Here is a 26296-nt window from a genome sequence, read left to right as displayed (position 1 = left end):
TAAGTATGGATTATAGTTTTAAAGATATTTATTCTAGGGCAAAGTCGGTTGTTGAAACTGATAGTTACGTAATATATCAAACAATTAAATCGAAACTGTATTTTAGTGGGAATTATTTATTGATGAAAAAAGAGCCGACTACAATTGATGAAGTTGAATATTATATTTCATCTTGTAGAAATTTCTTTAAGGATAAAGGTGTTAATTTTATTCATTTAGCAGCTTTAGAGAATGTGAAATTATCTAGAAAATTAAAAAGGTATTTAAAAAAGGAAAGTTTTAGTGAGATAAATTTAAACTTATATTATTTAAAAATTAATGATTTTATAGAGCAAGAGTTAAGTGATTTTTCAGTAGAGTATCTTCAAAAAGTTGATTTGAATAGATATTTGAGTTTTCAATATAAGATAGATATTGAGGCTAGTAATGAAGAATGGGCTGAACATAATCAGACTTTACTATATGAAGATATTAGATCAGAGAATATTAAACAGCTCGTAGCAAAAGACGGTGAGAAAATAGTGGGCTCTGCGAATATTATTGTTAAGAATAATTTCTTCGAAATCGATAATCTTTATATAGCACCTGAATATAGAAATCTTGGAATAGCCAGACATATTATTAGTTATGCTATTGATAATGAGCGTAAGGAGAATGTTCTTTTAGTAGTTGATGCGAATGATACGCCTAAATATATGTATGAAAATATGGGATTTGAAAAGATCTCAGAACAAGATTTTTACTTAAAAACAGATGTATAATTTTGTAGGGAGTGACTTAAAAATCGTGATTTTTTAAGAAACAAGACTTTGTTAAGTCACCCCCGCGCAGTTTATTAGATATCTAAGAAGCTTTCATAAAGTGAACCTAGATATCAATAAACTACTGTGTTTATAAGTTATAATGCACACTTTTTTATAGTTCAGGACTTTTAGTCAACCCCTTTTCTAGAGAGCTGTATATTTATTATTTTCCCTGTGATTTTTTGTATATAGGTTGATATTGAGAAAATAGTTAATATATAGTAAACTAGTAATAGAATATGGAAAGAGGATGTGAGTAGAGTAGTGAAAAAGACTGGAAAGAGAATTTTAAAGTTTATAATTGAATCAACAGCAGTGATATTAATTATTTACGGAGTGTTTTCTGCAGGTGGTCATATAAAGGCTAGAAAAGATGCTATTAAGCAACAGGAAATGGCGAAGCAAGAAGCACAAAATGAGGAAACCAAAAAAGAAGAGCCGGTAGTAGAGAATAGGAAGCTTAGTGATACAGAATTAAATGAGGCTTTAGACAGAGTTATCGAACAATATAAGGGTAATAATGAAATTGGTATTGTTTATAAAAACTTTTCTACAGGATATAGATATTCACAAGAGGACAATCACTACTTTACAGCAGCAAGTACGATTAAAGTAGTTTATGCTATGAAAATTTATGATCGTATAAGAAAAGGTGAACTATCTAAAAATGCTGATATATTTTATAATGAGAAGTTTTTAGAAGATGGTAATGGACAAATAACTAATAATAAGAAGAAAGATAGTTATAAGCTTGAGTATGTTATACAAAACATGATTCAATATTCAGATAATACTGCGACTAATATGTTGATGGGTAATAGTGCAACAGCATCTGTATTTGTAGTTAAATATTTATCTGAACTTGGTGTGACATTACCTCAAGAAGAAGCGCAAAATAACCAAATTACACCAGCGATGATGGAAGTAGTATGGACAAAATTGTATAAAGAGCGCGATAAATATCCTGAATTAATTAAGTATCTTGAAGATTCTGATGAGGGAGAATGGATTAAAGAAGGTATCTCAAATAAAAAAATCGCGAGTAAATACGGTGCTCTTGATGCTAATTATCACGACACTGCAATAGTATTTGGTGATAAGGATTATATGTTATTAATCTATACGAATAATCTAAGTAATTCTGGACAAAGTATAAAGAATATCGCTAAGAAAATTGATGAGATTACTAATAAAAATATGTAATAAAAGAAAATAGGTGGGAGTGACTCAACAAAATTGTAATTTTGGAAATAGATTTTGGTGAGTTACTCCTATAACTATAAATTATATACGCGTATTTCTTTATTATTTTCAATTTTCATGCTATAATTAACAGGTTATATAAATAAGACAGTATATAAAATTGATATTAAGGAGAAATAAATGACAACATTTGAAGAATTAGGGGTTAGTCAAGAAACTGTTCAATCACTAACCAATATGAATTTCATATCTCCAACTGGTATTCAAGTAGAGACGATTCCGTATGTATTATCTGGAATTGATGTTTTGGCTCAAGCACAAACAGGATCAGGAAAAACAGGTGCTTTTGGAATACCGTTAGTAGATACAGTAAGGCGAAATGACCAATTACAATCACTAATCCTTGCTCCAACAAGAGAGTTAGCTCAACAAGTAGGTGAACAACTTCGCCTAATGTCAAGAGCAAAAGGATTAAAGGTTAGTATTGTATTTGGTGGGACGAGCATAGAAAGACAAATTCAAGACTTAAAAAAACGTCCACAAATAATAGTAGGAACACCTGGGCGTGTAATTGACCATATTAACAGAAGAACAATTAAATTAGAAACTTTGACTCATTTAGTATTAGATGAAGCGGACGAAATGTTAAATATGGGATTCATAGAAGATGTAAGATTTATTTTATCAAAAATAACTACAAAACATCAGACATTGTTATTCTCAGCTACAATGCCAAAAACAATAATGGAATTATCTAAAGACTTCATGAAAGATTATAAACTAATAAAAACGATTAGTGATGAAGATCTTAAACCGGATATTACAGAATATGCAACAATTGCTAGAGAAAATGAAAAATTAGAAACATTAATAGGATTTTTAGATGTTCAAAATCCAAACTTAGCAATTGTATTTGGAAGAACTAAGCGTCGTGTTGATGAGTTATCGAGTGCATTAATAGCGAAAGGTTATTTAGCAGAAGGTCTTCATGGTGATATAACTCAGTCAAAACGTTTAGAAATTTTACGTAAGTTTAAAAATAACTCACTACAAATTCTTGTAGCAACTGATGTTGCTGCTCGCGGAATTGATATTAGTGATGTTACACATGTTTATAATTTTGATATACCTCAAGATGTAGAAAGTTATACACATAGAATAGGAAGAACTGGACGTGCAGGGAAATCAGGAGTTGCGATAACATTTTTAAATCCTGTAGAAATGCCGTATTTAAAAGATATCGAAAATTCTCGTGGTGAGAGAATGAGGATGTTACGCCCATACTCACAAGATGAAGTGAAAAAATCTCGTCACAATAGATTATTTGAAGAAGTTATTTCTGAAGTAGATAATAATCATGTTGAATTCAATAGTTTAGCTAATAAACTTATGTCTGAAGCTAATGCTGAAAAAATTATCACTATATTATTAAGTAAATTGATTAATGATAAAAAAGAAGTAGATGTAGAATTATCATTTGAAAAACCACTACCTCGTAAACAAGAAAAAAGTAGACGTTCTAATAGAGGGAATGATCGACGACGTCGTTCTGAAAGCCGTGATAAAAAAGGTCGCAATGAACGTCGTGGAACAGATAAAAAATTCTTCGACAAAAAAGGTCGTAGAATGCAAAACAAATAAAATATAATTGTTTTATAAATTAAACAGAAGTTTAATTGAAAATATAAAGACGTGCTAATTATTTAGAATTTGAAAAATTATTATAAGGCGGTTTAAAATTTCGTTTCTATAAAGAATCGAGATTTTAAACCGTTTATTATTTCTTGAAATAAATAATATTATTGTTGTTTTGTTAAAAATGTTCTGGAGTAATTCCTTATTTTAATGTATAATTATAATGAAACGTTTTAATAATTAAGATAGGGTTGACTTGGTAAAATCGATTTTTCCGAATTAATGATTTTTGAGTCACTCTTATTTTCATCTTATTAAAACTATTAGAAACTATGCACTAAATTATGAAGGGAATGAAGATAATGAAGAAATTTGGTATTTTTCTAGGGCTTTTATGTATAGCGATTTGTTCTTTTTTATTATTTTATGGAGATACTGCTTATCAGAAGTGGCAGGAATATAACTTTCAATCGCAGGTAAAAAAAACTGTTGAGGCGGCTGATAAGTTAGATTTAGCAAAAGATAGTAAGGCTAAAAGTGGTTGGATTGGAGATAAATATGTTAAAGTTTATTATCCAAATGCGAATACACCGGAGGCAAACGAAGTAAAATCTCGTTTAGATGAAGAAACTAAAGGCTTAGTTGAAGGAGAATTAAATTTCGGTAAAAATATTAAGGAAATAATATTCTATGGTAGTAAAGAGGAAGAGGCGAAATTTGCCAATGTGACTGAACTTAGTATTGAAAAAGTTTCTCACAATGTGACTGCCAATGAAGTAAATGCTGGTGTTGATAAAATTCTTTCTAGTATTTATCTAGAAAAAGATGGCAAAACCTTCACTTTATCAAGTCTTTTCAAATCTCCTGACGACGCTAAAAATAAATTCTTATTTAAGATTAAGCAACAGTTAGCGGTAAAGGGATTATCAGAAAATGACATTAAAACGGTAATAAATAAATTGAGAGATCAAGATATGGCAACTTGGAAGTTTGCATTTAATGATTCTAAGTTTAACATTATTACAGAACCAAAAGTTGGAGATGTTAATTCAGTAGAAGTTTCTATTAATGATTTTTATAAATATATAAATGAGGGTTATTTAAAAGGCGAAGATCTAGAAAAATATCAGACTTATATTAAAAAGAAAAATAGAAAAGCTGTGGCCTTAACATTCGATGATGGTCCTAATCCAAAAACAACTCCTGTTGCATTAGAACTGCTTAAAAAATATAATGCAAAAGGTACGTTCTTTATGGTTGGACATGCTGTTGAAGGTAACGAGGAGATAGTTAAACGAGTTGTGGCTGAAGGGCATCAAATAGGGAATCACTCTTGGGATCATCCAGTACTAACAAAAATAAGTTTAGAAAAAGCTAAAAGTCAGATTAATGATACAACAGCAGCGTTGAAAAAAGCGAGTGGATTAGATGTTCATATTATGAGACCACCATATGGAGCAATAAATGGTGCTATTCAGGCAGCGGTTGATCAATCATTTATTCTTTGGGATATAGACACATTAGACTGGAAAAATCGTAATACTGCTTCTATAATGAAAGAAATAAGAAAAGCGCAACCAGGGTCAGTTATCCTTATGCATGATATTCATCAGACAACTATTGATGCATTACCATCAATTTTACAGTATTTAACAGAACAAGGTTTTGAGATGGTTACTATTGAAGAGCTTATGGGGGATCAATTAGAACTACATCAAGCTTATACGAATAGAGAATAATATTTTAATAGAGTAAAATTCTATGAGAATTATAAATCTTGAGAATTTTACTCTATTTTTTTAGTATAATTTATGATGGGTGTTGTTTTAAGTATGCTTTATTTATTTTTTTGTAGATTTGATGTAGAATATAGTTAAAGTATAATAACTATTTTTGTGAGGTGTTTATTATGAAAGTTGAATTAGTTTCTGTGGGAACAGAGTTATTATTAGGAGATATTGTAAATACGAATACTGCCTATTTATCGAAAGAACTAGCTGCATTAGGGATAGGTGTATATAGGCAGACAACAGTAGGAGATAATAGGGAAAGATTACTTAAAACACTAGAAACAGTATTTTTAGAAAATGATACTGTTATTATTACAGGTGGATTAGGACCAACCGATGATGATATAACTAAGGAATGCGCAGCTGAATTTTTTGGTAGAGATTTTTATTTTCATGAATATTCTTGGGTGAAAATACTAGAGAGATTGACAAGAGCAGGAAGAACTGTTATTACAGAAAATAATAAAAAACAGGCTTTAATTCCGGATGGTGCAATAGTATTAGAGAATTTCTGTGGAACTGCTCCCGGAATAATTATCGAGGAAAATAACAAACGCATCATACTATTACCAGGACCCCCACGTGAAATGAGAGATATGTTTGAGAAAAGTGTAAAACCATATTTAGAGAAATTTAGTAACAAGAGATTTATTTCTAAATATGTAAGATTTTACGGAATAGGCGAATCGTTATTAGAAACGAAAATAAAAGACATAATGGATAGTCAAACTAATCCAACATTGGCATTATATGCAAAGACAGGAGAGGTATTATTACGTATAACTGCAAGCTCGGATGAAGAGAGCGAATGTGAAAAATTAATATTAGAACAACTAGACGTGATAGAAAGTAGAGTTGGTGAATATATTTATCTAGTAGGTGATGAGAATGTCTCTAGCTCCCAAACTGAAATGAATAGTGTAGTAGCAAACTTATTAGTTGAGAATAACTTTACTATTTCTATAGCTGAATCATTAACTGGTGGTAAAATAACTTCGATGTTAGTAGAAAAAAGTGGGATTTCAAATTCATTGCTTGAAGGAATAGTATGTTATTCAAATGAATCTAAAGTGAGAAGCTTAGGTGTTAAGGAAGAATTTTTAGAAAAATATGGTGCGGTTAGTGAAAAAGTGGCAGAAGAGATGGTACTAGGGGTTGCTAATAGGTTAGGAAGTGACTTTGCTATTGCAACAACTGGAATAGCAGGACCCAATAGTGATGAGAGTGGTAAACCTGTTGGATTAGTGTATATAGGAATTTATGCTTTTGGTGAAGTGAATGTAATAAAATGTATTTTCACAGGAGATAGGGAGCTAATCCGCTATAGATCAAGTATTGAAGCACTTAATGAAGTAAGAAAAATTATTTTGAAAAACTTATAGTTTTTACTTGTAAAATGTTATACTATTTTGTATAATGTATATTAATAAAAAAAGATATTAAGGAGATTTTTATGTATACAATGAACTTATCTAGTTTGGAGTCACCGGATCCCAGGTACGGGCAAGATGATGAATATTCCCAGGACTTCAATACTGAAATAGACTATGAAGATGAAATTTTATCAGATTATGCTGATGAAAGTTATAACGAAGTAGAGTTTTTAACTCCAGAGGAGGAGTTTTTAGATTACTCTAATGAGATGTTCCTATATAAGGAGTATTCGTACGATTTTGCAGATGATTACGAGTATGATGAAGTTAGTATATCTAATGATCAGATAATGTTAGAGAATATAAGTGAAGCTTAAAATAACATTTTAAAAAGAAAGATTGACCTATAAGTGAAGTAAAACACTTATAGGTCAATTTTATGATGTTTAGTCATTTAAAATATCAATTATATAATTCTTTACATTTTTAGTAGAATTATGTAAATTCAAATTGTAGTTTTTCAGATAATAATTGCATTATTTAATTTTATTTTAACAACATTTTGTATAACTGTTGTTATGAAATGTGGTATAATATAAAAAAGAAAGTGATAAGAAAGGAGGAGAAATATTGAAATATTGTAAGTTTATAACTTCAGGTTTATTGTGTTGCAGTTTTTTCTCAGCGATAGATTTAGAGGTTAAGGCAGATTATTTTACTGATTATAATACTACTGTAATGGATACGATTCTTAGAGATAATATTTTTAGTTTTGATATCTTTTCTAGTACTACTAGTTATTCTCTTCCTGTTATCAAAAATAACGTTATACATGCTAATATGGACGAGTTAGAGTATAATGCTGAATTACTTAGTTATAAAAAGAACGCCTATAATTATTTGATTTTTTATTCTCTTGATAGTCAAAATGTTCCTAATGAAATGTTTAGAATTCAGTTGAAAAAGAGTGGAACAGGTAAAATTGTCGATAGAACATTATTAAAACTCTTTACAGCAAATAGTAGAATAATCATGAATGTAATGAGTTATGACATAGACAAAAGTGGTAATATTGAAAATCTCCAGTATTCAAAATCTAGTAAAGTATATTTTACTAAAAAAAATATTAATTTAGTAGTTACTGAGGGGAAAAAAGAGGTAGTAAATAGAACTATCGAATTAAGAAATGTTCCCCAAGATGAGCGAGTTTCTATTCTTCCTTATGAAGTAGAGCAGTATTATCGCCCAGATAAATATTATAGTTATAATAAAGCGGCTATTCTAATAGATGGTAAAGAAATTAAATCTGAAAATATTGAGGTTCCATATTTAGCTAAAAAAATTGAGGTAAAACTGTCACAAGATAAAGATTACTGGAATAAAGTAACTTTAGAGTATCCATCGAAGTTTAAGGAAAATACAAAGGAGTATTTAATAAAACAAGGGGTAACATTTACAAATTTTATTAAAGATAATGAAATTAAAGAAGTTGTTTCTAAAAACTCTGATTATGAATTTTCTGGTTATTATCTTGATGAGAAAGAAGTGACGAATTCACAAGTTTTAGGAAATAATATAAAAATAAAAGCTAAATATAATACAAAAGTGATATTGGATAATGGAACAGCTAAGAAAGAGGTAACTTTACTAACAGATCAAAAATTAAGTGAGATAGATACTAAATTTTTTGATAAAGAAAAATATCATGTAGATTCATATACTATACTGAATGCAAGTGACAATACAAAAATTAAAGATATTAAAGATTTATCAGAAGTTAAAGTAGATGAAAGCATTATAGTTAAGGCGAATTATAAAGAAAATGCAAACACTATAAAAATTCGTCAAGATGATTATAATAAGCGCTTTGGTAAAGTAGATGATAGTATTAAGGATAAGGATTTAGAATGGCCTGAAACGAAGAAAATAGGAGAACTACTAGCTGAGTTACGTAAAAAGATTAAACCTAGTTCCGGCTACGAAGTATTGTTCAGATCTAATAAAAAGGTAGTAAATGATGATGAGTATATTACAACTGAAACTGTTTTAGAAATTTACTTTAAAAAAGTAGAAAGCGAATGGGTTAATGTTAAATTTGTAGGGAGAGGAATAGATAAATTCTTATCTGATGGTCAAGACGTATTAGTTGGTTCAAGAATAGATAGTATGATTAATTTACCAACTGCTACGGGAGTTACTGAACAAGAATTTTTAGGTTGGCAAGCTAATGGAGATTATTTAATCGCAGGAGAAAATTCAGAAAATACAAGAGTATCTAAGAACAGGTTGTTACAAACGAATGAGCTAGGTGCTGTTGTAACCGAAAAAGGGAAGAATATTGAATTTAGTGCAGTATATAGAAAATTATTTAATGTAGAATTTGAATATACATTTGCAGGGAATATTAATCTTTCAAAAAATGCATCGAATATTTTAAAAGTTGATGAATTTAATAGTATTAGGGATGCAACTAAAAATAATAAGATAATTGTTGAACCAAGAGCAGGGTATGCAATATCATATTTTTTAGCGAATAAAAATGTGAAAGTTAATCTTGAAAAAGGAACTAAAGAAATATTTATTGGACAAAAAATTGAGGAAAATGATTTATATAATATTGTTCCAACATCAGATTTAAAAATTACACCTATATTTAAATTGAGTATTGTTCCTTCATCATTAAAAGAGATGATAGAGAATAATAAGATAAGAACTGTAGATGATGCTCTGAATTTGGAGTTTGAATCAACAGAAAATATTAGGAAAATTTTAGGACCATTGTATTATTTAAGGTAAATAAAAAAGGGTTGTCACAAAATTCTAAATCTTAACAAAGTTTGTAAGTAAACTCATAAACGCAGTGATTTATTGATATCTAAATTCGCTTTCTAAAAATTTTTTAGATATCTAATAAACTTTGTGGGAGTGATTCAAAAATCTTAATTTCTTAAGAAATCGATTTTTGAATCACTCCCGTTTTTTGTACTATTAGATTTTCTCTAAAAATTGTTCTACTTCTTTTTGTGTTTTAGCAAGTCTTGAAACAAAACGACTAACTTCAACATTGTTTTTGTAACCTATAAAAGAAGGAATACCAAAAATATCAAGTGCTTGAGATATTTCTGGATAGTCATCACGATTAACGTAGATGAATTTAATTTCTGGAAACTTGTTCATTGTTTCTTCTAAATATCGATCAAGCATGATACAATCAGGGCACCACGTTGCAGAAAATACAAAAACAATTTTTTCATTTTCTTCTTTTAATATTTTAAATTGTTCTATAGAGTTTAATTTTTCTATATAGTTAAACATATTATCACCTCATTCATAGTTAAAATTATATCATAAATAAAAATTCTTGGCATTAACAATGCCTAATTGAAAAATATTCATAATTATTTTCAATTTCCGATTACAAATGTAAGCATATCTATTGAATTAAATTATTAAATGTAGCATAATATGAAATATAGAGATTAGTTTATTTCGAAAAAAATCTAGGTAAAATACTAATCTTTAGCTTATAAAAGCTATAAAATATTATAGAGGTGAAAACATGGCAAAACATTATGATTATATTGCGATTGGTGGAGGAAGCGGAGGAATAGCTTCAATTAACCGAGCTGCAATGTACGGTGTAAAAGGATTGTTAATCGAAGGTAATGAATTAGGAGGAACATGTGTAAATGTTGGATGTGTTCCTAAAAAAGTTATGTGGCATGCGTCACAAATATCAGAAAGTTTAAAATTATATGCTAATGATTATGGATTTAATTTTGGAGATGTAGAATTTGATTTTTCAAAATTAGTAGGTAATCGTTCAGCATACATTGATAGAATTCATGGTTCTTATGAACGTGGATTAAACAATAATAAAGTAGATTTAGTAAGAGGATACGCTAAATTTGTAAATAAAAATACAGTTGAAGTTAATGGTGAACAGTATACAGCTGATCACATTTTAATAGCAACTGGAGGGCAACCAACTATTCCTAATGTCGAAGGGGCTGAGTTTGGTGTTACTTCTAATGAAGTATTTGCACTGAAACAATTACCAAAACGTATCGCTGTAGTAGGTGCGGGATATATCGCTGTTGAACTTGCTGGTGTATTCAATGGATTAGGTGTTGATACTCACTTATTTGTACGTCGTGATCGTCCGCTAAGAACTTTTGACAAAGATATAGTAGACACTTTAGTGAAAGTAATTAATGAAGAAGGTCCAACTCTTCATACAAATGCTATTCCTAAAAAGGTTGTAAAAAATGATGATGATAGTGTTACTTTAGTACTTGAAGATGGACGTGAAACTACAGTTGACTTATTAATCTGGGCAATCGGTAGAAAACCATTATCTGAAAATCTTAACTTAGAAGCAGTAGGTGTGGAAGTAGATGAACGTGGATTTATTCCAACAGACAAATACCAAAACACTAATGTAGAAGGAATTTATGCAGTAGGTGATGTAACAGGTCGTCTTGCTCTGACTCCGGTTGCTGTTGCGGCAGGACGTAGATTATCAGAAAGATTATTTAATAATAAACCTGAAGAGCACTTAGATTACACTAATGTTGCTACAGTAGTATTCTCACACCCAGCGATTGGTTCTATTGGATACACAGAAGAACAGGCTATTAAAGAGTTCGGTGAAGAAAATATTAAAGTTTATAAATCATCATTTACTCCGATGTATTCTGCAATAACTAGTCATAGACAACCATGTTTTATGAAACTAGTAACTCTTGGTGAAGACGAGAAAGTTATTGGATTACATGGAATTGGATATGGTGTTGATGAAATGATTCAAGGTTTTGCTGTTGCAATTAAAATGGGAGCAACAAAACGTGATTTTGATAACACAGTAGCAATTCACCCAACAGGTTCTGAAGAATTTGTAACAATGAGATAATTATATAAAAATAGAAGCAGGAAAATCGTAAAAGGTTTGATTTCATGGGAATTAATCTTTTAGGGATATCCTGCTTATTTTATTTGACATTAATATTTAATAGGAGTATGCTGAACATAGGAGGGTATTACTATGAAAAAATTATTAAAAACAGTAATTGTTGGAATATTTATTGTATCAATAGCTACAGGTTGTGTAAGATATAGTAAAGAGGATACAGAAACAAAAGTTACAAAAGATTCTTCAAATAAAGTATTTAAAGAATGGATTGGAGAAAAAGGGATAGATAGTATTAAAATTAATACGATGAAAAATAATGTTAAAGTATATTATCACGATAATGAAACAATTTTAATAAAAGGGAATTTTAAGGGGAATTATAAGTATAATACTAATAATAACCTGCTAGATATTACTTCATTTGCAGAGGAATCAGATGATAATAGTTTAACAATATATCTTCCCAAAAAAGAATATAGAAATATTAGTATAGAAAATAAAGGTGCAACTTCGAAAATATTTGATGTGAATGTTAAGAATTTAGTTGTTAATAGTAATGATGAGATAGTTGTTGATGGGGCTGAAGTTGAAAATCTTAAATTATCTACTGATAATAAAAAGGTACAAATTACTAAGGATACTATTAAAAATGCAGTAATTGAAACCAAAAATAATGCAAAAATAATAGTAAATCAAGCAAAAGTAGACTCTATGGATTTGATTACAGAAGCTGGGGATATATTTGCTAAGATAATAGGGAATAAAGAAGATTATCAAATTAATTACAGCAAGAATACAACGATTTCTAAGAAAAGACAAATAACTGCAATCTCAAATAAAGGAAAAGTTGAAATTAGTTTTATGTAGCCTTAGCAAGATAATAAAAAAAGAAGAGATGGATTTTAATATGTCCATCTCTTATTTTATATTTAAAATTTCCCGTTTTTTATGAAATTTTCTAGTTTTCTTCTATCATTTTCACTCATTCGAATGTGCCTATTTTTTAATTCTCGAGAATTATGTTTTTTAGTTATTTTAGAAACATTTTGTTTCCTATCTTTTAACTCTTTGATAAACATATGGCAGTCACGCAAGATAGCTCCGTATCCTAGTGTAGTATCACGTTCGTCATGATCATCACTAACTACAATGATATCAATAAAGTGATCAATTCTCAGTTCACGAGTTTTTCTTTCAATCCATTGATCAGCACGTTCGCCAGTTTTCGTATAAACAATACTGATAGGTGGTTCTTCTTTTATATATTCTTTTGCACGAGTTAGATAGGCATCAAATACACAGTAGACGATGTAATTGTTTCCGCCTGCATATTCACGTAAAATATCAATTAAAACATCACGTTCAGTAGGGAAGGTAGAGCTTTTTATTAAGTTATATTCTTTCATACGAAAAAGTAAATTATAACCATCAATAAATAAATATTGTTTTTTCATAAAAAGTTCTCCTTTAATAATTTAATTAATTTTTTTTCCGCATATCTACATGCTCAATACCCGCATCTAAATATATTTTATCATTAACTCGGTTGTAACCTAATGATTCATAGAATTTTTCAGCTTGTATTTGAGCACTTAATTCTATAGTTACTTCTCTTTTTAAAATTTCTTTGGCAGTAGTTTCACAGCCGATAATAAGATCACGACCGATACCTTTACCACGATATTCTTTATCGATAGCGACACGTCCGATGTGAATAATGTCTTTATCCATATCGATAAGACGAGCGACTCCGATAAGATTATCATCACTAAAATATCCAATATGAACAGTGTTCTTACTGTGATCTTTTTCATCTAATTCTAGTTCCATTGGAACATTTTGTTCTTTAACGAATACTTCAATACGAAGAGCAAAACCAAGGTTAAGCGCTTCTTTAGATTCTAATATTTTAATCATTAGATTTTATTCTTTCATACATAATGATTCCAGCTGCAACAGAGGCATTTAAGCTTTGGATTTTTCCTAGCATTGGTAGGTGATATAAGAAGTCACATTCATTAGTAACAACTTTACTCATTCCTTCACCTTCGTTACCAATTACAATAGCTAAAGGTACATCTTTTGCAATTTTTGTGTAATCTTCAGAGCGCTCAGCCAATGTTGTTCCAGCAATCCAGAATCCTTTTTCTTTTAGTTTTTTAATAGCATCAGTTAAATTTGATACGCGAATAACAGGCATATGTTCAATTGCCCCAGCAGAAGCTTTAACCGCAGTTTGACTAACTACAGCAGCACGACGTTTAGGGATAATTATAGCTTTAACACCACTTGCTTCAGCAGTTCTAATAATCGCTCCAAGGTTATGTGGATCTTCAATATGATCTAAAATTAGAAGAGTAGTATCTTTATTAATTTCTAAGTTATTTACTACTTCGTCAAGTTCAAAGTAAGAATACGGTGCTACATAGGCGATAACACCTTGGTGACGTTCAGTAGTTGAGTTATCTAATTTACGTTTTGGAACTTCTTGACAAATGATTTTTTTCTCATTTGCGATGGCGAAAATAGATTTTAATCTTCCTTTTTCAATGCCTTCTTGGAATAAAATTTTATTAATTTCACGTCCTGATTTAATAGCTTCAAGTATAGCATTACGACCAGCAATTACTTCTTTGTCTAAATCAATTTCAGAAGATTGAACTTGTGATTTTTGTTCTTTATTTTTTAGTCTTAGTTCTTTATAGTGTTTATTGTTTTTCTTCATATAGTTTAATTATGTAGTTAAACATTTCCTCCAATCTTTCAAAGTTTTTTTCTAAATATAAATAGCCGAATACTGCCTCTAAACCTGTAGCAAGTTTGTACTCCATAATACTTGCATTCTTTGCTTTAGAGTTATTTTTTTGATTTTTTGCACGGTTATAAATTTTTTCTTCTTGTTCTGTTAATATACTATTATTTAGTATATTTTCCATAAAACTCGCTTGAGCTCTCGCTGATACGATAGTAGATACTGTTTTGTGAAGATCATTTATTTTTCCTAAGTGATTTTTCATAACGTATTCTCTACTCATAATATCATAGATGCTGTCTCCAATATAAGCAAGGGTTAAAGCTTGCATTTGATTAGGATTAGCGAAGTTTTTTTCAGTAAATTTAAAAGTTATATTTTTTTCCATCGTACACCTTGTTTTGTATCTTCTAGAATAATACCTTGTTCTTTTAAGTCATCACGGATTTTATCAGCTAAGGCGAAATCACGATTTTTACGAGCTTCCTCACGTTCAGCTATCAGACTTTCAATGTGTTCACTATCAAGTGTATTTTCTTCTTTTACATTTATTCCAAGAATCGAACTATAAGTTTCAAATGCAGCGTTTATTAGTTCTAAAGTTTCTTTATTAACAGCTTCTTTTGCTGTGTATGAATTAGAAATTCTTACGATTTCGTACCAAGAAGAAAGAGCATTTGCTGTATTGAAATCATCTTGCATATATTCTTCAAATTTATTTAGTTCTTCTGTAACTAATGCTACAATTTCTGCATCTAGTTTTTCTTCAATCATTTCATTATTCAATCTGAATTGTAGATTTTGATATGAAGTTTTAATTTTTTCGAAGTTTGTTTTTGCAAGTTCAATATTTTCTAATGTATAGTTAATCGGAGTTCTATAGTGAACTGTTAGCATGAATAGTCGAAGTACCATAGGATCTATTTCGGCGATAATATCTTTTACTAAGCGGAAATTACCTAAACTTTTACTCATTTTAACATTATCAATATTTATGAAAGCATTGTGCATCCAATAATTACTAAATGGTGCATGGTTGTGACACTCAGATTGTGCAATTTCATTTTCATGGTGAGGGAATGTTAAGTCTTGTCCACCAGCATGGATGTCGATTGTATCTCCTAGAGTTTCTTTTGCCATTACAGAACATTCGATATGCCAACCAGGGCGACCTTCTCCAAATGGGCTATCCCATTTAACTTCGCCAGGTTTAGCTTTTTTCCATAATGCGAAATCTAGTGGATCTTCCTTGTGTTCACCAACTTCAATACGAGCTCCACTTATTAAGTCATCGATTGATTGTTTACTTAATTTTCCGTAGTCTTCTTTTTTTCTTGTTCTAAAGTACACATCACCATCAGCTTCGTAGGCGAATCCTTCTTCAACAAGTTTGACTATAAAGTTGATTATTTCTTGTATATATTCAGTAACTCTAGGGTTTTTTGTTGCTCTTTTACATCCTAGGGCATCATAATCTTTAAAGAAGGCAGAAATGTACTTGTCAGTAAGTTCACTCGTAGAAATCCCTTCTTCGTTACTAGCTTTAATAATCTTATCATCTACATCGGTAAAGTTAGAAATGAAATCTACTTCGTAACCACTGTGTTCTAAATATTTGCGTACTACATCAAAGACAATAATAGGACGAGCATTTCCAATATGGATATAATTGTACACAGTAGGTCCACAAACATACATTCTTACTTTATTTTCTTCAATTGTTTTCAGTATTTCTTTTTGTTTTGTTAAAGTATTATAGAGTTTAATCATAAATAGCTCCTTTTATACGGGAGAATAAATTAAGAAATTAAAGTTCTTTACTTCTTAGGTTAATAGCTCCCAAAATTGTTCAATATCATAATAACTAAAAAAGTCTATTACTTAAATTTTAACACAAAACGCTAATAAAATGAATTATTTATTAAAGTTTTATAAAAGTTAGTTAACTTTTAATTGTTTTAAATATTGATTTGTATTAAAATATATAGAGGAAAATAAATAAAGGATAAAGTTATAATGAAATTATCAGATACAATTTATGCTACTGAAAAACATAAACAGGCTAAAGATGTTGTTCTTATTATAATTGGAACGATATTATTCTCTATTTATGCTGGTTTATTAATCCCTGTAAATAATATTGGTGCAGGTGGTGCATTAGGGTTAAGTTTAGTTGCAAATAAATTAACGGGAATAAAAATAGGAACAGTACAATTCTTATTAAATGTTCCATTATTTTATATAGGTTATAGATATATTGGTAGAAAGTTTGTAATACTTACAGGAGTTGTAATAAGCATATCGTCATTTTTAATTAATAATTTACCAAGGATAATACCCCCTGTACACTTAGGAGATTCACTTGTTGCAGCAATTTTTTGTGGAATTATATCTGGACTTGCGATGTGTTGTTTATTAGTTGCAGGAGCTTCAACTGGAGGAACCGATATTACAGGTAAATTCATCTCAAAAAAAATGGATTTTAATTTACCTACAGTATTTCTTATACAAGATATTACTATCTATACAATAGTTTGGATATTTTTTGATATAAAGTATGTAATGTATGCACTGGTTATGAGTTTTGTAAGAAATCAGACTATGAGAGGTGTTCAAAAATTCTTCTCTGCTTATATTCAATGTACAATTATTTGTAGAAATCCTGAAGTCATGGTAGAACTTATAAATAACACACTACATAGAGGATCAACTATAATGGATGTAGAAGGTGGATACTCTCATGAGAAAAAACGAATGATTATAGTAGTAATTCAACAAAATGAGATGTATCAATTACGTAAATTAGTAGCTAAAAATTGTCCTGACGCATTTATAACAGTAAGTGCAGTGAATACAATAGTAGGTAACTTTAAAGAACACTCATATAGATTATAGAATTTGTATTAGGGAGTGACTCAAAAATCACGATTTCGAAGAAACAAGATTTTAGGGTCACTCCCTAATAGTCTATTAGATATCTAAAATGCTTTTATAAAGCGAATTTAGATATCAATAAACCATTGTATCGATGAGTTTCAATATGAATTTTGTTAAATATTAGGGCTTTTGGGTCAGCATCATTTTTATTGAATTTATTATCGATTTTTATCTAAAAATCAGGATAATTTTATTACAAATAGAAAAATGTAGAAAGGGAAAAAAGTTGCTAATTGACCATTTTTGATATATAATATCTAGTGAAAAGAAAATTAGGAGGTAAGAAAATGAATTTAATTCCTACAGTAATTGAGCAAACTTCTCAAGGAGAAAGAGCTTACGATATTTATTCAAGATTATTAAAAGATAGAATCATTATTTTAGGTTCAGATGTAAATGATCAAGTAGCAAATTCTATAACAAGTCAGCTTTTATTTTTAGAAGCACAAGATAGTGAAAAAGATATCTATTTCTATATTAATTCACCAGGTGGTAGTGTGACTGCTGGATTTGCTATTTATGATACTATGCAACACATTAAATGTGATGTTGTAACTATTTGTATGGGTATGGCAGCTAGTATGGGGGCATTCTTACTGGCAGCTGGAACTATTGGTAAACGTTATGCACTTCCAAATGCGGAAGTGATGATTCACCAACCACTAGGTGGAGCGCAAGGTCAAGCAACTGAAATTGAAATTGCTGCAAAACACATACTAAGAACACGTGAAAAACTAAATAGGATTTTAGCTGATAGAACAGGACAAACTATTAAAGCTATTGAGCGTGACACAGAGCGTGATAACTATCTAACAGCAGAAGAGGCATGTGAATATGGATTAGTAGATAAAGTTATGTATCCAGAAAATAATAAACCTCAAAAAAAAGAAAAAACAAAAAAAACTACGAAAAAAGTTGCTAAAAAAGAAGATTAAATAAGAAAAAAGGAGTTGAGCGGGAGCTCAATTCCTTTTTATATTTTCCAAATTTTTCCGATAGCATTTCTGATTTCATAGTTATCCATAAAGTACTCAATATTTCCGTTGAAGTTGCGTTTAAACTGAAGAACTCCGTAATCTGATGCTTGTTCTGATTCAAAATCTTTTGAAGTACCGAAGAAATTGAAATATTTAAAGTTATTGTTGATTGCATATTTCATCATATGGAATAAGATTGCATATGGTCCTTCATAACGATGGAATTTTCTCATAGCTCCACTAGTGAAGTAAATTAAGTCTTGACCTGATTCAATAAAACTTGCACAAGATAAATTGATAATATTACCATTTTTAGATTTTAATTCTTTTATCTTATCAATTTTTTTATACCAAATTGCAATATTTTCATCAAATTCTTTTAGACGATTTGTCGCTTTTTTGGCGTTGACTTTTCCTTGTTCTAATTTTTCTTTTAAGTCATCACGTTCTTTTTCAAGATTTGCGATCGTGTTAGTTGTAGTTTCAATAAATTGATCGCAGTCAATATAGGAAATTAGATAGTGAGCTTTTTCCTTTATACTATTTTTTAATGTTTTGAAATAAGTGTTGTCACGAATTTCAAAGTTTATTCTATTTTCTGTATCACGGTTTATTTCATCGAAAATCTTAGCATCTTCTTCATTAAAGATATCTATTTCTCGAACTTGAACCCCTTCTTTCATAGTTCGGTTAATAGTATATCGAGCTATTTGAGAAACGTTTTTTAATAAGTTTGCTTCTGTGATATTTTCATCTAATGTTTTAGAGAAAATACAGCGTGAAGGAAGAGTTGGGTTTGTGAATAAATCTTCATTCATAGCACAATAGTTTAAATCGTTTAAAATTCTATTAACTTTGTTAGCCTCGTTATTTTCAGTTATATATTCAATATCATTGAAGTATTTTTCATTTATAAATGGATTTACTCTTACACAAAGAACTTTAAGATTTTTTGAATAGTAGTTTTTTAATTGTTCAAAGTAGAACGTAACTAATTCAGTATTAGAGTAGTCCATTATTGGTCCATATTGAGCGGTTACTTTGTAGAAGTATTTTTTATACTGAAAATATATAAATGTTCCATAAGCTAAGATCTCATTATTTTCTTTAACAGCTAAAATTTTAGTTTTTAAGTTATTATTATTATTATGTGTCATGACATTATATTCAGCTGATTGCGGAAAATAATAACGATGATTATTCTCTTTTTGAAACTTTAGTAGCTCTTCACTACTAATTTCAGTAAATATCATTTTGAAATCTCCTTTTTAGTTTGTTTATTTTCAAAATCACTTATAAAATTATATAACAAATTTTAGAAAAAAAAAAGTAATATACTAGGAGTTAATGATATAATTAAGTAAAGAAACTATTTTTAGGGGGAATAATTGTGCAAGAGTATACAATAAGAAATACTAACTATAAAATAAGGTATAATGATTTCTGTGGTGAAGGATTACCAATAGTATTTATTCATGGATTGGGTTGTGCTAGTTCGTTTGATTATGTAGAAATAGCCACTAGAAAAGAATTTTCTAATCACAGAAGGATTTTAATTGACTTGTTGGGAGCAGGATATAGTGACAAACCACTTGATTTCATTTATGAAGTGAAAAATCACGCTAAATATTTATCGGAATTTTTAGAAGATTTGGAGCTTGAACAAGTTATACTTTTCGGACATAGTTTAGGAGGAGCTATAGCTATAGAATTGTGTTCGTTATGTGAGGAAAGAATTGAAAGATTGATATTAACTGAACCTAACCTTGATCCTGCGACTAAAGGGCGTACTAGCTGGGCTGTAGCTCAATACACTGAAGAAAACTATAAAAAAAGTATAACAAGATTAATACAATACTGCGAAAGCGGGAAAAACACTATGTGGGCAGCAACATTAAAAAATTGGTTACCAGAGGCAGCTTATCAGATTTCTCGCGATGCGGTAGTAGTAAGAGAAAATTCTTGGCGTAGTTTATTGTATAGTTATAATGTACCTAGATACTTTATTTTCGGAGAAAAGACACTACCTAGCATGGATTTTGAAGAATTACCAAAACATAACATAACTGTAAAAGTAGTAAAAAATGCTGGACACTCGATGGCTTGGGAGAATCCAGAGGAACTAGTAGAGGTAATTAGTAGTTGTTTATAATAGTTTTAGCTAGTAGTGGATTTAAAGTAAGAGTAGTATAAATAAGATAAAAAGGCTGTATATTAGTAAATATATATCGGATTTCTGATATATATATTACAATATACAACCTTTTTTTATATTTTTTTTATTTTTAAGTTACTTATCATTAAATAAGAACTTAGTACTAATAAAATTAGCATTGCGATACTTGGTAGTTTAAATAGAGATAAAAAAGCAAGAACTGTTCCACAAGTAGTTATTGGAACACCTTGATAGTATCCATTTTTCATTTTTGTAACGTTAAATCTTGCTAAACGATAAGCTCCACAACATACATAGACTCCGCAAAGTATGGCCACTACTATCATTAAGAAAGTAGAAGGTTTATCATTAGTAATAAATATTTCAAAAATAAGTGTTGCTGGTGCAACTCCGAAACTAACTACGTCACATAATGAGTCTAAATCATGACCAATTTCAGAAACTACACCAAGTTTTCTTGCTACGATACCATCGTATCTATCTGCAAGCATAGCTAATATAATAAAGACAGTACCCCAAACGAAATATCCGTGAGCTGTAGTTAGAATCGACATAAACCCACAAAAAATATTACACAGGGTAAGATAATTTGGTATGAAGTTTTTATTCATTTTAAATTAACCTCCAATAGTGATATTATAATTATAGTACAAATTTCAAATAAAGTCTAAGAAAATATAAAATTTCTAGTAATTTAGGGTGAAAAATTATGAATTATTGGTGTTGTTAATCATGTTATAAACTGTTATAATTAGGATACGATTATTCTTAGGAGGTGTATTATGGGAAATAATATTAAAAATTTAAATTTTAGAAAAATACTAAAAGAATTGTTAATTATTTCATTAGGTTGTGCTATTTACTCATTTTCTATTATGCATTTTAACGTACCTAATAAACTTGCAGAAGGTGGAGGGACTGGTATAGCACTATTACTTTTATATGCTGTTGGATTACCTGTTTCTATCGGGACAATGTTAGTTAATATTCCTCTTTTAATAATTGGGTACAAGATGTTAGATAAAAAAACTATGATGTATACAATATATGGTATCTTTATGCTGACATTTTGGATTGGAATATTCGAGAAGTATAATATATCTATTGACTTAGGTGGAGATAGGTTATTAGCTGCTGTGTTTGGTGGGATAATAGCTGGAATAGGTCTAGGAATAGTATTTCTTGCTGGTGGTACTACAGGTGGTGTTGATATTGTTGCTAAAATTGTACAACTATATACTGGAAGTTCTATTGGTAGAATTATACAAATTCTAGATGGGGTAATTATTGCCTTAACATTTGTAGTAGTAAAAAGTTATCCTGCGATATTATATACTCTAATTTATATATTTATTTGTACAAAAATGATAGATTATGTTGTTGAAGGTGGAGTACCAGGTAAAGGAGTAATGATTGTTTCATCAGAAATTGAGACTATTACTAAAAGAATTCAAGAAGATATGAATCGTGGTCTTACTTATATTAAAGGACAGGGTAGCTATTCAAAAAAAGATTTGAATATAGGATATTGTGTTGTCTCTAGAAATGAGATTGGTAAAGTAAAATCAATAGTATATAAAATTGACCCACGTGCTTTTGTGACAATTACCGAAGTTCATGATATTATTGGTGAAGGATTTAGTTTTGATCAACCGAAGAAAACGAGATTATCTTTTAAGAAAAAATTATAAATAAGTTTGTAAGGGAGCGATTTTATAAAGTTGATTTTGTGAATCATAAAATTAAGTCGCTCCGTTGTTATTTTATACAAGGAGAAAATCAAAAATAATATGTTGAAAAATTATTATATAAGGCTTATAGGTTTAATTTTATTAATAGCAATTTGCTGTTCAGTATTTGGGCAGGTATTATTAAAACTTATAGAGTTAACTAGTGATTATTATAAATTCTTGATAATATTAACACCATTTATATTAGTTTTTACAAGATATAGTAACAAATATTTAAAAACAAATAAAATTGGAATGAAATATTTTATAGAAGCGGCAACTACGAAGAAAGAAAGAGTAACATGGACTTTTCCATTTATATTAACGTTGAATACTTTGTTGGCACATGGATTTGGAATAAGTGTTGGTCGTGAGGGTGTTGCTGTTCAATTAGGAGGAGCTATTGGCGGAAACATGGCAGCAGATGATTTTAGCAAAGAAAAGAAACAGTTTTTTGTTAAATTAGGGATGATCTGTGGTTTTGCTGGTTTATTTCAAACACCTTTAGCAGCGGTAGTATTTATTTTAGAAGTTGTTAGTGAGGAATTTAGATTTTCGCTTAGAAAATTTTATGAATATGTAACGTATGTAGTTGGAGCTTACATTAGTGCATTTGTATCTCATAAATTGGGATTAGAGAAGTTTTTTGTTGATGTAGATATAAGTAAAGTGAATATAGATGTAGTATTCATATTAAAATTAATTTTAATAGGAGTAATTTTTGTATTTGTAGGAATTTTATTTGTATTGCTTCAAAGAAAAATCAAAGAACTAGTTGCTTTTAGTAGTAAAATTAGTTGGATTCTTTTAGGTATTTTTATTATTGTTAGTATTATTTTTGAGTATAGATATGTCTCATTAGGAACGAATTTAATTGGTCTTTCTTTTACGCACTTTGAACAGATTAAAATTTATGATTTTATATTAAAAATAATCTTAACTGCTGTTTGTACGGGAATTGGTTATAGTGGAGGAGAGGTTACTCCGTTGTTCGCTATTGGGGCGACTTGTGGTGTAATATTAGGTACTTGGCTAGGACTTCCTATATTTGTAACCGCAGCTTTAGGATATTGTTTAGTATTTTCTGCGGCAACTAAAACGTATATCGCACCGATATTTTTAACTTTAGAAGTATTTGGCTATAAGTTGATGTTATTTGTGGTTATTCCTGCAATATTAATCTACTTGATTAATAAAAGATATAGTATTTATAAATAATTAAGATAATACACCCTAGTGTGATCAAATCGCACTAGGGTGTATTGTTATAATCCAAGTATTTTTAATATCTCTTTTTTATATTTTAATTTTTGTTCGTCTTGATCTTGTTTGTCAAAATTAATTCTTATTTCAGATACTATTTCACCAGGTTTATTTTTTATGATATAAATTCTGTCACTTAAATCGATAGCTTCATCGATATCATGAGTAATAAGTAAGGTTGTTAAATCTAGCTTATTCTTAATTTCTAGATACCATGAATGTAGTGAAATTTTCGTAATAGCATCAAGAGCACTAAATGGTTCATCTAGTAAGAATAGTTCTTCTTTGAACATGTATGTTCTAAGAAGTGCAACTCTTTGGCGCATACCTCCGCTTAGTTCACTTGGGTATTTATCTTTATAGTCATAAAGGTTAAATAGCTTTAGATTTTTTATCGCTTCTTCTTCAGCTTCTTTTTTGTTAACTTTTCTTATTAAAAGAGGGAGTATAATATTTTGAATAATAGTTTTATGTTCTAATAATAAATCTTTTTGAAGCATGTAGCTTACGCGACCTTTATAGTCAGTATTTCCTTTTATAGATATTTCACCAGTTTGCAGTGGATTTATACCTGCGATAATATTGAAGAGTGTAGTTTTACCGACACCACTACCTCCAAGTATAGAAACTACTTCACCTTTGTCGACATGAATGTTTATATCATGTAGTATTTTGTTGTTTGGATAATTGAAAGATAAGTTTTTTATTGATAATACGTTCATTATTTTATAAAGTCATTGCTGAATCCTGTGTTTTCTGCAAGAGGTTTTTCAGTGATTTTGTTTTCGTTAATCCAACGGTAGAATGCGTTCCATCTGTTAGCGTCAAATTCACCCCAGTGGTCTTTGTTTGTTGCGTATTGTTTAGATAGATATTTTTGAGATTCAACGATGAAATCTTTTTTATCTTTTAATTCTGGAGCGTTTTTAATTAAAATCTCTGCAGCTTCTTCAGGATGTTCCATAGCATAGACATATCCTTTCTTAATAGCTTTAAGAACTTTTTTAGCTTCTTCTTTATTCTCTTTTAAGTAATCGTTATTGGCAATAATTACTGGAGAGTAGTAGTCTAAGTCTTTATTGAAGTCTTTTAAGTAGAAGTAGTTAATATCTAATTTCATGTGTTCAGCTAATTTACCATCCCATGCATAGTAAATCCAAGCTGCATCAAAAAGTCCGTTCTCTAATGGTGTTACAGAGTTAGTATCTGTGTTTGGAGCTAAGTTTAATTTATTAGCATCCCCACCTTGTTTTTGAATTAGTGATTTAACCATTGCTAATTCTACTGGATCATTCCAAGTTCCGTATTTTTTACCTTCTAAATCTTTAGGCTCTTTAATGTTGTTTTTCTTAAGTGAGATGATACCAGATGTGTTGTGTTCAATAATCGCAGCAACAGCAGTGATTCCTGCTCCTTTAGAAAGTTTGTTAGCCATAGTGTCTTGATAGTAAATACCAAAAGGTGCTTTATTATTAATAATTAAGTCAGAAGTACTATCTTCAGGTGCTGGTTTAATATCAAGATCAATACCTTCTTCAGCGAAGTAACCTTTTTCTTTTGCTACATATAGACCAGTGTGGTTTGTATTAATCGCCCAGTCAAGAACGAAATCTACTTTTTTAAGTTCTTTTTTCTCTGCATTTTTATTTACAGTTCCACATGCAGTTAGTGATATAGCTAAAATAAAAGTAAAAATGCTAGTTAATATCTTTTTCATGATTTTCTCCTATATATTTCCATTTAATAAATTTTTTCTCACTTAGTTTAACAAGTTCAATACTTAATAAACTAATAACTGATACTAGTATTATAATTGCGAACATAGTATCGTATTCAAATAGTTTTTTTGCTTTAATCATATAAACTCCTAGTCCTTCAAAACCTCCAAGCCATTCAGCTACTACAGCGGCGATAAAGGCATAAGAAACACTAACTCTAAGCCCAGCATAGAAATAACTTAAACTCGTAGGAATTTTAACATGCCAAAGTATTTGTAATTTACTGGCATTCATTAGCTGCAATAATGTAATCATGTCTTTATCGCAGTTTCTAAATCCATCGAGAATACTCACTACTATTGGGAAAGTTGTCGTTAAGACGATTAGTACAATCTTTGGAGTAAGTCCATATCCCAACCATAATACAAGTATAGGGGCTATTGCAATTGTTGGAATAGTTTGAGTTAGGACAAGAAGTGGATAGATAGACTTGTTAAATATAGGTATACTATCCATAATTAAAGCAAGAAGCCAAGCTATTACAATTCCTAAAAATAGACCGATAATAGCTTCAAGTAGGGTGATTTTGCTGTGAAAAATTAATAGATCGTAGTTTTTTATAAATGCTCTTATTATTTCAATAGGTGTAGGAATAATGTATTTAGGTAATAAAGCTAAAAATCCAGCTCCTTGCCAAATAATAACTAAGCACAACATAGATATAAGAGCAGCATATTTATTAATTAAATTTTTTAATCTTCTCATCTGTTGTTAAAATATCTCCGTAGTTAATTTTCACATTAGCAAATATATTATTACTGTCCTCACCCGCTAGGACAAAACATTCTTTTAGACTATCCATTAAGTCGTTAAATTCACCTTCAATGACTGTTTCGAATGGAGTAACCTTTACATTAGAATGTTTACTTTGTAGAAAATAGATAACTTTATCTATAATTTCTAGTCTTCCATCATGATTATCAAGTGGAAGAATTTGTAATGCAATACTGCAATTTATCAAAATAAA

Annotated in this window: 26 protein-coding genes; 14 read left to right on the top strand and 12 right to left on the bottom strand. The window is 29.6% G+C overall.

Annotated elements, in window-relative coordinates:
• Positions 1-5: 5 nt before the first annotated feature.
• From RWQ73_RS00695 to RWQ73_RS00665, 7 genes are all read left to right on the top strand, one after another.
• Entirely contained in the window at positions 6-761 is a 756-nt protein-coding gene (locus RWQ73_RS00695) for a GNAT family N-acetyltransferase (RefSeq protein ID WP_314406209.1), read from the top strand.
• 306 nt (positions 762-1067) lie between these two features.
• Entirely contained in the window at positions 1068-2006 is a 939-nt protein-coding gene (locus RWQ73_RS00690) for a serine hydrolase (protein ID WP_314406208.1), read from the top strand.
• Positions 2007-2186: 180 nt separating this feature from the next.
• A complete protein-coding gene (locus tag RWQ73_RS00685) occupies positions 2187-3647 on the top strand; it encodes a DEAD/DEAH box helicase (RefSeq protein ID WP_314406206.1) in 1461 nt (486 codons plus the stop codon).
• A gap of 356 nt (positions 3648-4003) precedes the next feature.
• Positions 4004-5380, top strand: a complete 1377-nt coding sequence (locus tag RWQ73_RS00680) for a polysaccharide deacetylase family protein (protein WP_314406204.1) — start codon at positions 4004-4006, stop codon at positions 5378-5380.
• 170 nt (positions 5381-5550) lie between these two features.
• Positions 5551-6813, top strand: a complete 1263-nt coding sequence (locus tag RWQ73_RS00675) for a competence/damage-inducible protein A (protein WP_314406202.1) — start codon at positions 5551-5553, stop codon at positions 6811-6813.
• 71 nt (positions 6814-6884) lie between these two features.
• Entirely contained in the window at positions 6885-7181 is a 297-nt protein-coding gene (locus tag RWQ73_RS00670; RefSeq protein ID WP_314084767.1) for a DNA topoisomerase IV, read from the top strand.
• Positions 7182-7434: 253 nt separating this feature from the next.
• Positions 7435-9600 carry a hypothetical protein gene (locus tag RWQ73_RS00665; protein WP_314406199.1) on the top strand — a complete coding sequence of 722 codons (2166 nt, stop codon included), beginning with the start codon at positions 7435-7437 and terminating at the stop codon, positions 9598-9600.
• 192 nt (positions 9601-9792) lie between these two features.
• Here the strand turns inward: RWQ73_RS00665 and RWQ73_RS00660 are convergent, their stop codons facing one another.
• Entirely contained in the window at positions 9793-10119 is a 327-nt protein-coding gene (locus RWQ73_RS00660; protein WP_314406197.1) for a thioredoxin family protein, read from the bottom strand.
• Between the two features lie 244 nt (positions 10120-10363).
• On the opposite strand from RWQ73_RS00660, the gene gorA reads away from it, so the two are divergent.
• Positions 10364-11716, top strand: a complete 1353-nt coding sequence (gene gorA, locus RWQ73_RS00655; RefSeq protein ID WP_314406195.1) for a glutathione-disulfide reductase — start codon at positions 10364-10366, stop codon at positions 11714-11716.
• 132 nt (positions 11717-11848) lie between these two features.
• Complete coding sequence (locus RWQ73_RS00650; protein ID WP_314406194.1) at positions 11849-12583, top strand: DUF4097 family beta strand repeat-containing protein; 735 nt, start codon at positions 11849-11851, stop codon at positions 12581-12583.
• A 62-nt stretch (positions 12584-12645) separates the two neighbouring features.
• Here the strand turns inward: RWQ73_RS00650 and RWQ73_RS00645 are convergent, their stop codons facing one another.
• From RWQ73_RS00645 to cysS, 5 genes are read right to left on the bottom strand one after another with little or no spacing between them, the layout of a single operon-like run.
• Entirely contained in the window at positions 12646-13170 is a 525-nt protein-coding gene (locus RWQ73_RS00645; RefSeq protein WP_314406192.1) for an NYN domain-containing protein, read from the bottom strand.
• Between the two features lie 25 nt (positions 13171-13195).
• Complete coding sequence (locus tag RWQ73_RS00640; RefSeq protein WP_314406190.1) at positions 13196-13633, bottom strand: GNAT family N-acetyltransferase; 438 nt, start codon at positions 13631-13633, stop codon at positions 13196-13198.
• Entirely contained in the window at positions 13626-14441 is an 816-nt protein-coding gene (gene rlmB, locus RWQ73_RS00635; protein WP_314406188.1) for a 23S rRNA (guanosine(2251)-2'-O)-methyltransferase RlmB, read from the bottom strand. The genes RWQ73_RS00640 and rlmB overlap by 8 nt, the downstream gene beginning before the upstream one ends.
• Complete coding sequence (locus RWQ73_RS00630) at positions 14425-14856, bottom strand: Mini-ribonuclease 3 (RefSeq protein ID WP_048803296.1); 432 nt, start codon at positions 14854-14856, stop codon at positions 14425-14427. The genes rlmB and RWQ73_RS00630 overlap by 17 nt, the downstream gene beginning before the upstream one ends.
• Positions 14841-16238, bottom strand: a complete 1398-nt coding sequence (gene cysS / locus RWQ73_RS00625) for a cysteine--tRNA ligase (RefSeq protein ID WP_314406186.1) — start codon at positions 16236-16238, stop codon at positions 14841-14843. The genes RWQ73_RS00630 and cysS overlap by 16 nt, the downstream gene beginning before the upstream one ends.
• 246 nt (positions 16239-16484) lie before the next feature.
• Between cysS and RWQ73_RS00620 the strand changes: the two genes are divergently transcribed.
• Positions 16485-17363, top strand: coding sequence for a YitT family protein (locus RWQ73_RS00620; RefSeq protein ID WP_314406184.1), 879 nt, complete (start codon positions 16485-16487; stop codon positions 17361-17363).
• 329 nt (positions 17364-17692) lie between these two features.
• Positions 17693-18340, top strand: coding sequence for an ATP-dependent Clp endopeptidase proteolytic subunit ClpP (gene clpP, locus RWQ73_RS00615; protein ID WP_314406183.1), 648 nt, complete (start codon positions 17693-17695; stop codon positions 18338-18340).
• Positions 18341-18378: 38 nt separating this feature from the next.
• Here clpP and RWQ73_RS00610 read toward each other — a convergent pair whose 3' ends face one another.
• Positions 18379-19635, bottom strand: coding sequence for a peptidoglycan bridge formation glycyltransferase FemA/FemB family protein (locus tag RWQ73_RS00610; protein ID WP_314406182.1), 1257 nt, complete (start codon positions 19633-19635; stop codon positions 18379-18381).
• 137 nt (positions 19636-19772) lie between these two features.
• Here RWQ73_RS00610 and RWQ73_RS00605 point away from each other — a divergent pair, with 137 nt between their 5' ends.
• Complete coding sequence (locus tag RWQ73_RS00605) at positions 19773-20534, top strand: alpha/beta hydrolase (protein ID WP_314406181.1); 762 nt, start codon at positions 19773-19775, stop codon at positions 20532-20534.
• 116 nt (positions 20535-20650) lie between these two features.
• Here the strand turns inward: RWQ73_RS00605 and pssA are convergent, their stop codons facing one another.
• Complete coding sequence (pssA, locus tag RWQ73_RS00600) at positions 20651-21169, bottom strand: CDP-diacylglycerol--serine O-phosphatidyltransferase (RefSeq protein ID WP_314406180.1); 519 nt, start codon at positions 21167-21169, stop codon at positions 20651-20653.
• Between the two features lie 171 nt (positions 21170-21340).
• Between pssA and RWQ73_RS00595 the strand changes: the two genes are divergently transcribed.
• Entirely contained in the window at positions 21341-22249 is a 909-nt protein-coding gene (locus RWQ73_RS00595; protein WP_314406178.1) for a YitT family protein, read from the top strand.
• 99 nt (positions 22250-22348) lie between these two features.
• Complete coding sequence (locus RWQ73_RS00590; RefSeq protein ID WP_314406177.1) at positions 22349-23506, top strand: chloride channel protein; 1158 nt, start codon at positions 22349-22351, stop codon at positions 23504-23506.
• A gap of 47 nt (positions 23507-23553) precedes the next feature.
• Here RWQ73_RS00590 and RWQ73_RS00585 read toward each other — a convergent pair whose 3' ends face one another.
• From RWQ73_RS00585 to RWQ73_RS00570, 4 genes are read right to left on the bottom strand one after another with little or no spacing between them, the layout of a single operon-like run.
• Positions 23554-24273 (bottom strand): ABC transporter ATP-binding protein, encoded by a 720-nt coding sequence (locus RWQ73_RS00585; RefSeq protein ID WP_314406176.1) that lies wholly within the window; start codon positions 24271-24273, stop codon positions 23554-23556.
• The gene (locus tag RWQ73_RS00580; protein WP_314406175.1) at positions 24273-25268 is read right to left on the bottom strand and encodes an ABC transporter substrate-binding protein; all 996 of its coding nucleotides are present in this window, start codon (positions 25266-25268) and stop codon (positions 24273-24275) included. Before RWQ73_RS00580 ends, RWQ73_RS00585 begins: the two co-directional genes overlap by 1 nt.
• On the bottom strand, positions 25249-26034 hold the full coding sequence (locus tag RWQ73_RS00575) for an ABC transporter permease (protein WP_314406173.1): 786 nt from the start codon (positions 26032-26034) through the stop codon (positions 25249-25251). Before RWQ73_RS00575 ends, RWQ73_RS00580 begins: the two co-directional genes overlap by 20 nt.
• Positions 26009-26290, bottom strand: coding sequence for a thiamine-binding protein (locus tag RWQ73_RS00570; RefSeq protein ID WP_314084712.1), 282 nt, complete (start codon positions 26288-26290; stop codon positions 26009-26011). Before RWQ73_RS00570 ends, RWQ73_RS00575 begins: the two co-directional genes overlap by 26 nt.
• Positions 26291-26296 lie beyond the last annotated feature (6 nt).

Origin of the sequence: uncultured Gemella sp. (assembly GCF_963525875.1) — a bacterium.
Taxonomy (GTDB): Bacteria; Bacillota; Bacilli; order Staphylococcales; family Gemellaceae; genus Gemella.
Note: the sequence above shows the minus strand (reverse complement) of the source record. Positions and strands in the feature narration are given on the sequence as shown.

Coding starts and splice junctions, on each gene's coding strand:
- RWQ73_RS00695 (WP_314406209.1), top strand. CDS start 6: ATGGATTATAGTTTTAAAGATATTTATTCTAGGGCAAAGTCGGTTGTT.
- RWQ73_RS00685 (WP_314406206.1), top strand. CDS start 2,187: ATGACAACATTTGAAGAATTAGGGGTTAGTCAAGAAACTGTTCAATCA.
- RWQ73_RS00680 (WP_314406204.1), top strand. CDS start 4,004: ATGAAGAAATTTGGTATTTTTCTAGGGCTTTTATGTATAGCGATTTGT.
- RWQ73_RS00675 (WP_314406202.1), top strand. CDS start 5,551: ATGAAAGTTGAATTAGTTTCTGTGGGAACAGAGTTATTATTAGGAGAT.
- RWQ73_RS00670 (WP_314084767.1), top strand. CDS start 6,885: ATGTATACAATGAACTTATCTAGTTTGGAGTCACCGGATCCCAGGTAC.
- RWQ73_RS00660 (WP_314406197.1), bottom strand. CDS start 10,119: ATGTTTAACTATATAGAAAAATTAAACTCTATAGAACAATTTAAAATA.
- gorA (WP_314406195.1), top strand. CDS start 10,364: ATGGCAAAACATTATGATTATATTGCGATTGGTGGAGGAAGCGGAGGA.
- RWQ73_RS00650 (WP_314406194.1), top strand. CDS start 11,849: ATGAAAAAATTATTAAAAACAGTAATTGTTGGAATATTTATTGTATCA.
- RWQ73_RS00645 (WP_314406192.1), bottom strand. CDS start 13,170: ATGAAAAAACAATATTTATTTATTGATGGTTATAATTTACTTTTTCGT.
- RWQ73_RS00640 (WP_314406190.1), bottom strand. CDS start 13,633: ATGATTAAAATATTAGAATCTAAAGAAGCGCTTAACCTTGGTTTTGCT.
- rlmB (WP_314406188.1), bottom strand. CDS start 14,441: ATGAAGAAAAACAATAAACACTATAAAGAACTAAGACTAAAAAATAAA.
- RWQ73_RS00630 (WP_048803296.1), bottom strand. CDS start 14,856: ATGGAAAAAAATATAACTTTTAAATTTACTGAAAAAAACTTCGCTAAT.
- cysS (WP_314406186.1), bottom strand. CDS start 16,238: ATGATTAAACTCTATAATACTTTAACAAAACAAAAAGAAATACTGAAA.
- RWQ73_RS00620 (WP_314406184.1), top strand. CDS start 16,485: ATGAAATTATCAGATACAATTTATGCTACTGAAAAACATAAACAGGCT.
- clpP (WP_314406183.1), top strand. CDS start 17,693: ATGAATTTAATTCCTACAGTAATTGAGCAAACTTCTCAAGGAGAAAGA.
- RWQ73_RS00610 (WP_314406182.1), bottom strand. CDS start 19,635: ATGATATTTACTGAAATTAGTAGTGAAGAGCTACTAAAGTTTCAAAAA.
- pssA (WP_314406180.1), bottom strand. CDS start 21,169: ATGAATAAAAACTTCATACCAAATTATCTTACCCTGTGTAATATTTTT.
- RWQ73_RS00595 (WP_314406178.1), top strand. CDS start 21,341: ATGGGAAATAATATTAAAAATTTAAATTTTAGAAAAATACTAAAAGAA.
- RWQ73_RS00590 (WP_314406177.1), top strand. CDS start 22,349: ATGTTGAAAAATTATTATATAAGGCTTATAGGTTTAATTTTATTAATA.
- RWQ73_RS00585 (WP_314406176.1), bottom strand. CDS start 24,273: ATGAACGTATTATCAATAAAAAACTTATCTTTCAATTATCCAAACAAC.
- RWQ73_RS00580 (WP_314406175.1), bottom strand. CDS start 25,268: ATGAAAAAGATATTAACTAGCATTTTTACTTTTATTTTAGCTATATCA.
- RWQ73_RS00575 (WP_314406173.1), bottom strand. CDS start 26,034: ATGAGAAGATTAAAAAATTTAATTAATAAATATGCTGCTCTTATATCT.